Raw genomic sequence first — 12,060 nt, forward strand, 5'->3', positions numbered from 1 at the left:
TTAATCATATAAAACCTTTAGGATAAGAAAAAAGAATTTATTATCTTAAAAAAACCATTTATATCAACCGTTTAATCATGAAAAAACTTTGCTACTTATTTCTCTTCCTTGCTTTTGCTTGTAGCGATGATGATAACCAAACACTTGAACCAGATACAATTGCTCCAGAAATTACAATTTTGGGTGAAAATCCTCAAACCCTTAATCAATTCACAGATTATGTTGAATTAGGCGCTACAGCTTTAGATAATATTGATGGAGATGTTAGTGCAGCCATTCAAATAACATCGACAGTAAATATGGATGTTGCAGGCGCTTATGAGGCAACCTATAGCGTCTCGGATATAGCAGGAAATGAAGTAAGTGTAATAAGAGAAGTGATTGTTGAAGAAGATACAGCACCAGAAATTACAATTTTAGGAGATAATCCTCAATTACTTATGCAAAACACAGATTATGTTGAACTTGGCGCAACTGCATTAGATGTGATTGATGGAGATATTACTGACGCTATTGTAATTACCTCAACAGTAGATATGGATTTATTAGGTACATACGAAGTCACTTATAGTGTTTTAGATTCTGCAGGAAATGAAGTAAGCGCAATTAGAGAAGTGATAGTTGAAGAAAACCCAAACAGTGCAATTAATGCTAGATTTAGTAAAAATTTTATTAGTGAGACATTAGATTATTGTGAACAATCATACTGTGGTACTAGGCAGTTAGTCTTTTCTAATCAAAACGAAGGCTTTGTTGTTTCTGGTGTTGATCTTTATAAAACAATTGATTCTGGAGAGAATTGGGAACATTTATTAAATCAAGATATTGTAGGAGATTTAATTGTAATATCTAACGATATAATGTTTCTAAACATCTACGATGGAGTAATAAAAACTATAAATGGAGGTGCAACCTGGACTACGTTTAATAAACCAGGTCCATTTACTTGCCCTACTACTAGTTTTCTAAATACTGGTATAGTCTATTTTGCAGACGAACAAAACGGTTTTTTTCAAGACCACTGTGATAAAGAGAAGTTGTATAAAACCAATGATTCTGGATTAACATGGCAACTAATACACAATTTTACTAGTGAAATTCAACAGTATAGTTTTATTGATGCTAATAATGGATTTGTTTATGCAGATGATATTCTCTATTTAACTTCGGATGGTGGAGTAAATTTTAATGTTGTAACAATCTTACCTTCAGCGTTTTCAAGTGTTATTGAGAAAGATGACCATTTTTTATTTCCTTCAGGAACAGAAAATGTTCCAAAACCTTCTATTGTAGATTCAAATAACACTTTAGAAGCTTATGATACAAACGATAATGGAGATATTGTTGTAACTATAAATCATCAAAATAATCCAATAAACAAATGGAGCTTATATTTGTATGAAAGCGCATCTTCATCTTGGATTTTTGTAGATTACTTACCCGATTTTGATCAAGCATATAGTTCATATAAATCATTACAAATAGTTAATGATTATACTATGTTTGTAGGTAGATCGTCTTCAAGAGATTTATTAAAATATTACGAGGAATAATAGTTTCTTTATTAAACTACTCAAAAAGCGCCTTCAGCTCTGTAGCATCGTTAGGTTTTATTTTACCAGCTAAAAGTAGACTTAATTGCTTGCGTCTTAAAGCACCATCAAAGCGTTTAATTTCTTCTTCGGTTTCAGGAATTAAATCGGGCACACGCACAGGTCTTCCAGTTTCGTCTACAGCTACAAAAGTATAAATAGCTTCATTAGCTTTTGCTTTTACACCAGATTCTCTGTCTTCTATCCAAACGTCTATATAAATTTCCATAGAGCTTTTAAAAGCACGAGATACTTTAGCATCTACAGTTACAACACTTCCTAATGGAATAGCACGATTAAAAGCCACATGATTTACTGAGGCCGTTACCACAATACGTCTAGAATGACGACGCGCACTAATACCTGCAGCGCGATCCATTCTAGCCAATAATTCACCACCAAATAGGTTGTTAATTGGATTGGTTTCACCAGGTAAAACCATATCTGTCATTATTGTTCTTGAGTCTTTTGCTGTTCTTGCTTTCATAATATTTCCTGCGAAAGCAGGAATCGGTTTAAATAAATTTTCCCGACTTGAACTTCACTACGTACAGAGTGATATTTAGGGAGATTTTAGGTTTTAAAATGCAAAGGTAAGCCGATTTGAATATTCAGCCTTAGAATTCAGGAAATATTAAGAGAAAATTTAGTCTAAGTTTTTAACTAAAAGCCAAGCCGCTTCATTATCATTTTGGCGTATAGATTTTAACTCACGAAGTGCTTCATTTCTGTCACTAAAACTTGCATAAGCTACTTGGTGTAAGCCGTATTTATTAGCGCCAATTTTTCTAGCTTTAAAACCAAGTTCTTGTAGTTGTGACACCTTTTTATCACAGTTAACTTCTACTCTAAAAGCACCGGCAACTATATGGTAATTTCCAGATTGCTTACTTACATTTAATGTTGCAGCAGGCAATGGATTGCTAATAACAAAAGTGGCTTCTTGTATTTTTTTTTCTAATTGTGTGTTAGCTTCTTCTTGCGCAATTTGGTTTTGAGATTCAATATCGTTCGCATAATATTTACCAGAAAACAAACCACCAACTGTTAAAAAAACTAATGCTACAGCTGCGTATTTAAGATACGGTTTTGCGTTTCTTTTTTCTGGAGTAATTAATAATGGAATAACATTTTCTATTACCTCAACTTCTTCCTTATAAACTTCGCGCGTTACCGCAGGAGAAACAAATTGAGACAACCCAAAAGCGTTAGTTAAATAGTTTAAGTGATAACTAGGATTAAATTCTATTTTACCTTCGTTATTAAACTTTAACTCACCAATATTTTCAAAAGAGACTATTTCACCTTCAGTTAAATTAGACTTTAAAGATTTTACACGCTTTGCAATTTTTTCGGTAGCAGTTTCAAACGGAATTTTTTCTACATCAGCAATATAACGCGCTAATAAGCCATCGTTAGATTGTATTTGCTCGTTAAACGATAAACGTTTTTTTGGCGGATAAAAGGCATTTGTAGTTTCGTGAACTGTTGCCGATACACGTTGTGATAAAAAAGCACCAAACTCAGGCACAGTAACACATTCGTATCGGTATAATAAATCGCTTATGTAAGTCTCTAATTGCATATAAACAAAGTTAATAATTTTTGTTAGGGAATAAAATGTAGACTCTATTAGTTATTAACACCGTTAAAATTCTTTTATTGTAGTCTCAAAATCAATTAGATAAAATGACAGAAAATGAATTGCTTTACGTTTTGGCACTACAAGATGTTATTAAAATTGGTGATGTTACAGCAAAAAAACTCATTGCACATTGTGGTTCTGCGGAAGCTGTGCTTAAAGAAAAGAAACAAAATTTATTAAAAATTGATGGGATTGGAAGTATTACTATTTCTGATTTATTTAGCCGAAACCACCTTGAAGCAGCAGAAGCAGAGCTTCAATTTATTAAGGACGAAGGGATAAAAACACACTATTTTAATTCTGAAACGTATCCTGAAAGACTAAAACATTGCATCGATAGCCCAATTTTACTGTTTGAAGCTGGAAATATAAACCTCAATAAAAAGCATATTATTAGTATAGTAGGCGCACGAAAAATAACAACTTCTGGTATTGTCTTCTGCGAAAAATTAGTTGAAGAACTTGCTATTTATGATCCGGTTATCGTTTCTGGTTTCGCTTATGGCACAGATATTACGGCACAAAAGGCAGCGATAAAACACAACTTGCAAACCATTGGTTGCTTGGCGCATGGTTTAAACCAAATCTACCCAAAAACGCATAAAAAATATATGGCTGCCGTAGAAAATAATGGTGGTTTTTATACCGATTTTTGGAGTACTGCCAATTTTGATCGTAATAATTTTTTAAAACGTAATCGCATTATTGCAGGTATTAGCGAAGCGACAATAGTTATAGAATCTGCCGAAAAAGGAGGTAGTTTGGTAACTGCAGATATTGCAAATTCTTATAATCGCGATGTGTTTGCAGTTCCTGGTCGCACTACAGATTCTCAAAGTGTTGGTTGTAATAATTTAATTAAGCAGCAAAAAGCGCATTTATTGTCTACACCTCTTGATATTCCATACATGCTCAATTGGCAATTAGAAGACGACAAAAAACCTGTAATACAAAAACAATTATTTGTGGAGTTAGATGCTAACGAAAAAGTAATTTACAATTACTTAAAAGACAATGATAAGGTAATGCTAGATATTATTGCCTTAAACTGTAATATGCCAACGTTTAAAATTGCTGGTTTGTTGTTAAATATGGAATTGAAAGGTGTTGTTAGGCCTTTGCCTGGGAAATTGTTTGAGGTTATTTAAATTCCTGCCTTCGCAGGAATGACAAAACTAATACCCAACCTTCTCTCTAACTCTTTCCAAAACAGCATTAGCTACAACCTTAGCTTTTTCGGCACCTTTGGTAAGTGCTTCGTCTATTTTGTCAAGGTTATTCATGTAAAAATCGTAACGCTCACGTTGCGTTTCAAATGTTTCTAAAATCAATTCAAACAAGGCTTGTTTGGCGTGACCATAACCATAGTTGCCATTTTCGTAATTAGCTTTCATGGTTGCTATGTCGCCTTCAGAAGCTAATAAACTATAAATAGCAAAACAGTTACAAGTAGCCCAGTCTTTAGGGTCTTCAAGAGCAGTGCTGTCGGTTTCAATACTCATTATTTGCTTACGTAGTTTCTTTTCAGGTAAAAATATATTAATAATATTACCTTTACTCTTACTCATTTTAGCACCATCGGTTCCAGGAATAAGCATTGTGTTTTCTTGTATTTTAGCTTCAGGTAATACAAAGGTTTCACCTAATTTGGCATGAAAACGAGAAGCCACATCACGTGTCATCTCTATATGTTGTAATTGGTCTTTTCCAACAGGAATAATTTCGGCATCGTACAATAAAATATCTGCAGCCATAAGCATTGGATAGCTAAATAAACCAGAGTTTACATCTTCTAATCTATCTGCTTTATCTTTAAAACTATGCGCTAATGTTAGGCGTTGGTACGGAAAAAAACAGCTTAAATACCAAGATAACTCTGTTACTTGAGGCACATCGCTTTGTCTATAAAACACTGTTTTTTCTATATCTAGTCCAAAAGCTAACCAGGTTGCAGCAGTAGAATACGTATTGTTACGTAAAGTGTCTCCATCTTTAATTTGGGTCAACGAATGCATATCTGCAATAAACAAAAAGGATTCGTTTGCCGCCTCGTTGGATAATGCAATTGCTGGCATTAATGCGCCTAAAATGTTTCCTAAATGTGGTGTTCCTGTACTCTGTATTCCTGTTAGTATTCTTGCCATAATAATGCCTGCAAAAGCAGGTATCTCAATTTTAGTAATGCAAATTAAAATTGCATTTAAGAGTTACAGGTAAATAATGTTTCTGCAGAGACTCTTTTTTGTTATACGAAAAAACAAAGGTATTTTTTTTCAATTAAAATAGCTCAAAACAATTATGTATTTTTGGCGCTTATGATTGTATTTAAATACATTTTTTGGTTGCTTTATCGCATTTGGTTCTATATTATGGTTGCTTTGCCAATTATTATTATGTTTCCTTTGCTTTTATTATCAACTTTAAAAGAGTCTTGGTACCCCTATTTTTTTAAATTAGCCCGTATTTGGGCTAGAGTTATATTAATTGGGATGGGTTTTAATACTAAAATAATAAGAGAAGAGGAGCCAAATATAAATAAGAGCTACATGTTTATTGCTAACCATACATCGATGGCAGATATTATGCTCATGCTGGTAACCGTTAAAAACCCATTTGTATTTGTTGGTAAGGCAGAATTAGCAAAGATTCCCTTGTTTGGCTTTTTTTATAAACGTACTTGTATTTTGGTGGATAGAAAAAGTGTTAAAAGCAGGCAAGCTGTTTTTTTAAGAGCCCAAAGACGCTTAAAACAAGGCTTAAGTATTTGTATTTTTCCAGAAGGCCTAGTACCAGAAGAAGATGTGTTACTTGCAGAGTTTAAAGATGGAGCTTTTCGTTTGGCAATTAACCATCAAATACCAATTGTGCCAATCACTTTTGCAGATAATAAAAAACGGTTTTCTTATACTTTTTTTAGTGGAAGCCCAGGAAGAATGAGGGCTAAAATCCACAAATTCATTGAAACAAAAAATTTAAAATCCCAAGATTCCCGCGCTATTAACGATGAGTCTAAAGCTGTAATTTTTAATCAGCTATCAGAATTTGCTTCAAAATAAATAATAACACAGCATTTTATTTTACAATAATTTTTATGTAAAAAAGGAATAATAAAAAAGCTACTCTAAGTATAGAGCAGCTTTTAAAAATCATTGGGTTCTCAATCTAATGAGATACTTAGTAAAAGTTTAACCAACTAAATAACCTAAAACTTAAAATTTATAACTGATACCAGTATAAACACCAATGATATAAGGTCTAAAATCTCCAGACGTTTCGCTGTAAGCATTTATTTGATACTTGAAAGTTGGTTCTAAATTAAATTTAAGTGATTTGTTAAATTTATAATCTATACCTATCCCTGCATTTGCACTAAAGCTCACAGTATTAATATTATTGGCTTCGCCAATTTTTGTTTTTCTATTATCGACCTCTGTAACAACTTCGTTGTCGCTTAGCACAAACGTACTAAAACCACCTATTAGGTTTATTCCAAAACGCTTTTTCACAACGGCATATTCTAATTCTAATGGCACTTCCAAATAACTTAATCTCTGACTTAAGGCAGCATTAAGGTCGTCGTTAATAAAACCATCTATTTGTTGTACAGATAAACTATTGCTACTTAATACAGATATATTTTGACCTTGACTAGTTGGCACAAAATCTATATTACGTAAAGGAGAACCGCTAGGTGTGCTGGTAACATTTTCGTAAACAATTACATTTGCCGTATCGTAACTTAAGTTTAATTTATTTATTCCAGTGCGCACTTTTAATCTGTCGTTTAGCGCATATCCAACATTAATACCATAACTGGTGTTAATTTCACCATTTTTAGGATTGTCTATAAATTGATCGTGAATGTGAGAACCTTTGCCAAGAGTATTATAGTAAACAGGTCCAGCGTTTGCGTTTACCGACCACCTGTTTACGTTTTCTTCTTCTTCATCAAGATCGTTAGTCTTGGCAAGAGCCTCTTCGATGGTGTTAGACGAGTTTGCGCTGTCTGGTTCCATCATTTTTACTTCTTCTTTTTCCTTTTCACTATCAGTTGTTGCAACAATTGTATTAGAAGTTGCACTATTGTTATCTAAAACACCTGTTGCTTTAGTATTTGGTTTATTTAAAGTAGTGTTGCTATTACCAGTAGTACTAGTATTGGAGTCATTATTAGTTGTAGAATTGTTTATTGTACTATTAGCGTTAGCAGCAGTATTCTTAGTAGTATTACTATTTGAAAGTACTAAATTGTTGGGCACGTTATTATTGTTAGTAACAGCTGTATCAGAATTATTACTATTTGAAACAGTAGTATTTAATTTTGCTACGGAATTACTTTGCGCATATAATGGTGAGTTGTTTGCTGTATTTAAAACATTTTCCTTTTCTGAATTTACAGTAACACCATTAATCTTGCTATTAGGAATATTATTTCGATTTACTACAGAAGCATTAGCATTTACATTATCCTTTTCTGAAGCATCTTTAGTATTTGAAACCTGAGAACTTAAAGGGTTAACTTTATTCTGAAGCGTTTTAGAAACAGTAGTATTACTTTTTGAATTATTTTCATTGGAGACTATAGCTGTATTTTCTATGGATTCGTTTTTGTTGTTTACACTGTAGTTATTCTCTTTTGAAGTGTCTTTATCTTCAGTAAAAACAACACCTGTTGTATTAGCATCGTCTGTGTTAGAAATTGTACTAGAGTTTTTGTTTTCAGCATTACTATTAGTGTCTACAGCATCGGTGTCGCTACTTTCAGTATTATTATTTGTATCTGCAACAGTAGTAGTGTTACTTTCTGTGTTCTCGTTATTAAAAGCAATATTTCCAACTGCAAATAGTAAAACTAATGCTGCGGCAATACCAACCAAACGTAATCCAAAAGGGAAAATTGTTTTGGTTTTTTCTTGAGGTTTTTCCATTTTACTTTGAATTCCAGCCCAAACATTAGCGCTTGGCTTGGCTTCAAAATCTTTTAGCTTTTCCTGAAAGAGTCTATCTATATGTTTTTTTTCACTCATTTATAAAGTTTGGGAATGTAATCCCGTTTTATAGTCTGTTATTTTATCTTTTAAAATCTGCCTAGCCCTTGCCAAATTAGACTTTGATGTTCCTGTTGTTATTTTTAGCATTTCTGCTATATCTTTATGCGAATAACCATCCATAACATAAAGGTTAAAAACCAAACGATAACGGTCTGATAGCTCTTGAATAATTTGCAATAGATACTCTATTGAAATATCATCTTCATCATCAATCGTAATCGCTTCATCTTCAATTAAATGATCATTTACAATATCAAAAACGCCTTGTGTTCTATAACACTGTAATGCAGTATTTATAGTAATTCGTTTTAACCAACCTTCAAAAGAACCTTTATTTTTATACTGTTCTATTTTTTTAAAAATAGTAACAAATGCGTCTTGCAAATTATCTTCTGCTTCGGCATAGTTTCTTGAATACTTTAAACATACAGAAAACAGTTTACTCGAAAAGAGTTTGTATAGTTCGCCTTGTGCTTTAGTATCATTAATCTTACATTTATTTATGAGTAGGTCTAAACTCAAATTTAATCCACGTATTAATTAGTAATTATTCGACTACAGTAATCTCTTCTGTTAGGTAAATATCCTCTCCATTATCATCCTTTCCTTGCCAAAATTTTAAAATATAAGTACCAGCAACAGTTTCTTTGAAATTAAAGCTAGCCTCCAATTCGGTGTTTAGTTCTGTGCAATTACCATTATTTATAAAAACAGTACCAATAACATGTACAACCCTTTGGTCATTATGTTTTAGGTATACAATGTCATTAAAAGCATGGCACGTTGTAGGTCTTAAATAAGTCACAGTGATTTCGTATGTCTCATCTGTCATAAAATCGGTAGGTAATATTACTGATTCTATTGCTATTGCTTCTTGATAGTTCTCTAGACTTTCATCACTTGAACTACAGGAAAACAGTACCAAACCAACTAATAAGAATATGAGTTTTTTCATTTTTAATTTTGTGTTCTAAATACGTATGTTTATAGGTAGATGCAGAAATGTCCAAAAGGTTGCGTCTAAAAACAAAAAAATCCCGAAAAGATCGGGATTTTAATTATTTACACACTATTACATATCGTCTTTAATGGCTTGTTTTATTTTTTGTTCAAGCTCATCAAAAAGTTCTGGGTTGTCTTTTATAATTGCTTTTACAGCATCTCTACCTTGCCCAAGTTTAGTGTCTTGGTAGCTAAACCAAGAGCCAGCTTTTTTAACAATTTCTTTTTCTACTGCTACATCTAGAATTTCACCCACCTTACTAATACCTTCTCCATACATAATGTCGAATTCTGCTAGTTTAAATGGAGGCGCAACTTTGTTTTTTACAACTTTTACTCTGGTTTTGTTACCTAGAACAGCACCATCTGTACTTTTTATTTGAGTAGAACGTCTAATATCTAAACGAACAGAAGCATAAAATTTTAAAGCATTACCACCAGTTGTTGTTTCTGGGTTTCCAAACATAACACCAATTTTTTCACGTAATTGGTTAATAAATATTACAGTACAATTAGTTTTACTAATAGAACCGGTTAGTTTTCTTAATGCTTGAGACATTAAACGTGCATGAAGTCCCATTTTACTGTCTCCCATTTCACCTTCAATTTCACTTTTTGGTGTCAATGCGGCAACCGAATCAATTACCACAATATCAATAGCACCAGAACGAATTAAATTATCTGTAATCTCTAAAGCTTGTTCACCATTATCGGGTTGAGAAATAATTAAATTATCTATATCTACACCAAGTTTTTCAGCATAAAAACGATCGAAAGCGTGCTCTGCATCAATAAATGCAGCTATACCACCTGCTTTTTGTGCTTCGGCAATGGCATGTAACGTTAATGTTGTTTTACCAGAAGATTCTGGGCCATAGATTTCTACTACTCTCCCTCTTGGATAACCACCAACGCCTAAAGCAATATCTAAACCTAATGAGCCAGAAGGTATCGTTTCGATATCTACAATTGCAGCGTCACTCATTTTCATTACTGTTCCTTTTCCGTAAGCTTTGTCTAATTTATCTAACGTAAGCTTTAATGCCTTTAATTTTGCGTCTTTTTCACTGCTCATAGTATCTATTTTTTCTATTATTAATGCTAAAATACCACTTTTTTAATCTTTTTTTAATTTCTCACGCAACCTTTTAAACATTTTTGCATCTACTAATAAAGGTGGGAAAGTTTTTGCTATGAAAAAGAAAAATTAACTACACTTTTAAAGGTCATGTTTAATTTATAAGTGTAATAACATGAAATATTTAAAAAAGGTATTAACATCAAAAACATTAGGTGTTTCAGTCTCTGTTATAGTTAACAGCAGCTGTAAAGCCGATGGAGGTTAGCTCGTTTGTTTTTTTAGAAATAAAAAAAATTAATAACGAGTTAGTCTATTAAAAGTCCGTTGCGCAAACAACGGACTTTTTTTTGCTTAAAATTCTGATAATTTTAAGCAATTTATATTTTATAATAGTACTTCATTCATTACAATTATGGTAATAATTGAGGTTTTCATCATTCTTATTTCACCTCTTCAAAAACTTGCTAGATTCATATAAATCAATACCTTTGTAGCTTAAACTCATAAATACTTCCTTTTTCGAAGTGAGATGGGAATTCTTTTAACCTTAAAAACTTAGTATAGCATGCAACTGTACAACAAATTAAGCGCCAAAGAAAGAGCAGAGCTTATTGAAAAAGCCGGAAAAGACCGTTTAACACTATCGTTTTACGCTTACGCTCTAATTGGCAATCCATTACAATTACGAGATAATTTATTTATTAAATGGGACAGTTTAGACGTTTTAGGACGCATTTACGTAGCTCATGAAGGCATAAATGCACAACTCTCTTTACCAGCAGATAATTTTGAAGCTTTTAAAATACATTTAGATAGCATAGACTTTTTAAATGGTATTCGTTTAAATATAGCTGTAGAACAAGATAATATGTCTTTTCTAAAGCTAAAAGTAAAAGTAAGAGATAAGATTGTGGCTGATGGTTTAAACGATGATTCGTTTGATGTCACTAATAAAGGAGTACATCTTTCGGCTAAAGATTTTAACGCCATGCTTGCAAACCCAAATACAGTTTGTGTAGATATGCGAAATCATTACGAAAGTGAAATCGGCCATTTTGATGGTGCGGTTACACCAGATGTAGACACCTTTCGTGAAAGTTTGGACATTATTGAAGCCGATTTAAGTGAGTATAAAGAAGAAAAAAACCTTTTAATGTATTGCACAGGAGGGATCCGTTGCGAAAAAGCAAGTGCTTATTACAAACACAAAGGCTTTAAAAATGTATATCAGCTAGAAGGAGGAATTATAGAATACACTAGACAAATAAATGCTGAAGGCATAGAAAATAAATTTATTGGTAAAAATTTCGTTTTCGACGATAGGCGTGCCGAAAAAATTAGTGAAGATGTAATCGCAAAATGCCACCAGTGTGGAGATCCTTTCGATATTCATACTAATTGCGCAAACGACGCTTGCCATCTGCTATTTTTACAATGTGACGCTTGTAAAGAAGAAATGAATAATTGTTGCTCAACCACTTGCCAAGAAATACATGCTTTACCTTTTGAAGCTCAAAAAGAACTAAGAAAAGGGCAGGGTAATAGTAACGATATCTTTAAAAAAGGAAGAGCAGATCATTTACCTTATAAAAAAGATTTGCGTAATATTTTTGAGACATTTAAGAAGTAATAACACATTAATTTTTATTCTAAAAACCTGAGATTAGTTTCTCAGGTTTTTTTATATTT

11 protein-coding genes are annotated in these 12,060 nt (G+C 32.6%); 4 read left to right on the forward strand and 7 right to left on the reverse strand.

Going from position 1 to position 12,060, the window contains the following annotated elements; all coding sequences use genetic code 11:
- Positions 1-77: 77 nt before the first annotated feature.
- Complete coding sequence (locus tag RH82_RS09110; protein ID WP_034060077.1) at positions 78-1,553, forward strand: DUF5011 domain-containing protein; 1,476 nt, start codon at positions 78-80, stop codon at positions 1,551-1,553.
- Positions 1,554-1,569: 16 nt separating this feature from the next.
- Here RH82_RS09110 and RH82_RS09115 read toward each other — a convergent pair whose 3' ends face one another.
- The gene (locus RH82_RS09115) at positions 1,570-2,079 is read right to left on the reverse strand and encodes an acyl-CoA thioesterase (protein WP_034060080.1); all 510 of its coding nucleotides are present in this window, start codon (positions 2,077-2,079) and stop codon (positions 1,570-1,572) included.
- Positions 2,080-2,238: 159 nt separating this feature from the next.
- The gene (locus RH82_RS09120) at positions 2,239-3,177 is read right to left on the reverse strand and encodes an HU domain-containing protein (protein ID WP_034060081.1); all 939 of its coding nucleotides are present in this window, start codon (positions 3,175-3,177) and stop codon (positions 2,239-2,241) included.
- Between the two features lie 104 nt (positions 3,178-3,281).
- Between RH82_RS09120 and dprA the strand changes: the two genes are divergently transcribed.
- The gene (gene dprA, locus RH82_RS09125; RefSeq protein ID WP_034060082.1) at positions 3,282-4,385 is read left to right on the forward strand and encodes a DNA-processing protein DprA; all 1,104 of its coding nucleotides are present in this window, start codon (positions 3,282-3,284) and stop codon (positions 4,383-4,385) included.
- A 27-nt stretch (positions 4,386-4,412) separates the two neighbouring features.
- Here the strand turns inward: dprA and trpS are convergent, their stop codons facing one another.
- A complete protein-coding gene (gene trpS, locus RH82_RS09130) occupies positions 4,413-5,381 on the reverse strand; it encodes a tryptophan--tRNA ligase (protein WP_034060084.1) in 969 nt (322 codons plus the stop codon).
- Between the two features lie 171 nt (positions 5,382-5,552).
- On the opposite strand from trpS, the gene RH82_RS09135 reads away from it, so the two are divergent.
- On the forward strand, positions 5,553-6,293 hold the full coding sequence (locus RH82_RS09135; protein ID WP_034060551.1) for a lysophospholipid acyltransferase family protein: 741 nt from the start codon (positions 5,553-5,555) through the stop codon (positions 6,291-6,293).
- Positions 6,294-6,446: 153 nt separating this feature from the next.
- Here the strand turns inward: RH82_RS09135 and RH82_RS09140 are convergent, their stop codons facing one another.
- From RH82_RS09140 to recA, 4 genes are all read right to left on the reverse strand, one after another.
- Positions 6,447-8,264: an outer membrane beta-barrel protein gene (locus RH82_RS09140; protein ID WP_034060086.1), complete on the reverse strand. Its 1,818-nt coding sequence runs from the start codon at positions 8,262-8,264 to the stop codon at positions 6,447-6,449.
- Entirely contained in the window at positions 8,265-8,810 is a 546-nt protein-coding gene (locus RH82_RS09145; RefSeq protein WP_034060089.1) for an RNA polymerase sigma factor, read from the reverse strand. It abuts the gene before it with no gap.
- Between the two features lie 25 nt (positions 8,811-8,835).
- On the reverse strand, positions 8,836-9,243 hold the full coding sequence (locus RH82_RS09150) for a hypothetical protein (protein WP_034060091.1): 408 nt from the start codon (positions 9,241-9,243) through the stop codon (positions 8,836-8,838).
- Positions 9,244-9,360: 117 nt separating this feature from the next.
- Entirely contained in the window at positions 9,361-10,365 is a 1,005-nt protein-coding gene (gene recA / locus RH82_RS09155; RefSeq protein WP_034060094.1) for a recombinase RecA, read from the reverse strand.
- A 571-nt stretch (positions 10,366-10,936) separates the two neighbouring features.
- Here recA and trhO point away from each other — a divergent pair.
- Complete coding sequence (gene trhO / locus RH82_RS09160; RefSeq protein ID WP_034060097.1) at positions 10,937-12,001, forward strand: oxygen-dependent tRNA uridine(34) hydroxylase TrhO; 1,065 nt, start codon at positions 10,937-10,939, stop codon at positions 11,999-12,001.
- Positions 12,002-12,060 lie beyond the last annotated feature (59 nt).

This window comes from Lacinutrix jangbogonensis (assembly GCF_000797445.1).
In the GTDB taxonomy this organism is placed as follows: Bacteria; Bacteroidota; Bacteroidia; order Flavobacteriales; family Flavobacteriaceae; genus Lacinutrix; species Lacinutrix jangbogonensis.

Bases quoted from the DNA above. Each gene is read 5' to 3' on its own strand.
- RH82_RS09110 (WP_034060077.1), top strand. From the start codon at position 78: ATGAAAAAACTTTGCTACTTATTTCTCTTCCTTGCTTTTGCTTGTAGC.
- RH82_RS09115 (WP_034060080.1), bottom strand. From the start codon at position 2,079: ATGAAAGCAAGAACAGCAAAAGACTCAAGAACAATAATGACAGATATG.
- RH82_RS09120 (WP_034060081.1), bottom strand. From the start codon at position 3,177: ATGCAATTAGAGACTTACATAAGCGATTTATTATACCGATACGAATGT.
- dprA (WP_034060082.1), top strand. From the start codon at position 3,282: ATGACAGAAAATGAATTGCTTTACGTTTTGGCACTACAAGATGTTATT.
- trpS (WP_034060084.1), bottom strand. From the start codon at position 5,381: ATGGCAAGAATACTAACAGGAATACAGAGTACAGGAACACCACATTTA.
- RH82_RS09135 (WP_034060551.1), top strand. From the start codon at position 5,553: ATGATTGTATTTAAATACATTTTTTGGTTGCTTTATCGCATTTGGTTC.
- RH82_RS09140 (WP_034060086.1), bottom strand. From the start codon at position 8,264: ATGAGTGAAAAAAAACATATAGATAGACTCTTTCAGGAAAAGCTAAAA.
- RH82_RS09150 (WP_034060091.1), bottom strand. From the start codon at position 9,243: ATGAAAAAACTCATATTCTTATTAGTTGGTTTGGTACTGTTTTCCTGT.
- recA (WP_034060094.1), bottom strand. From the start codon at position 10,365: ATGAGCAGTGAAAAAGACGCAAAATTAAAGGCATTAAAGCTTACGTTA.
- trhO (WP_034060097.1), top strand. From the start codon at position 10,937: ATGCAACTGTACAACAAATTAAGCGCCAAAGAAAGAGCAGAGCTTATT.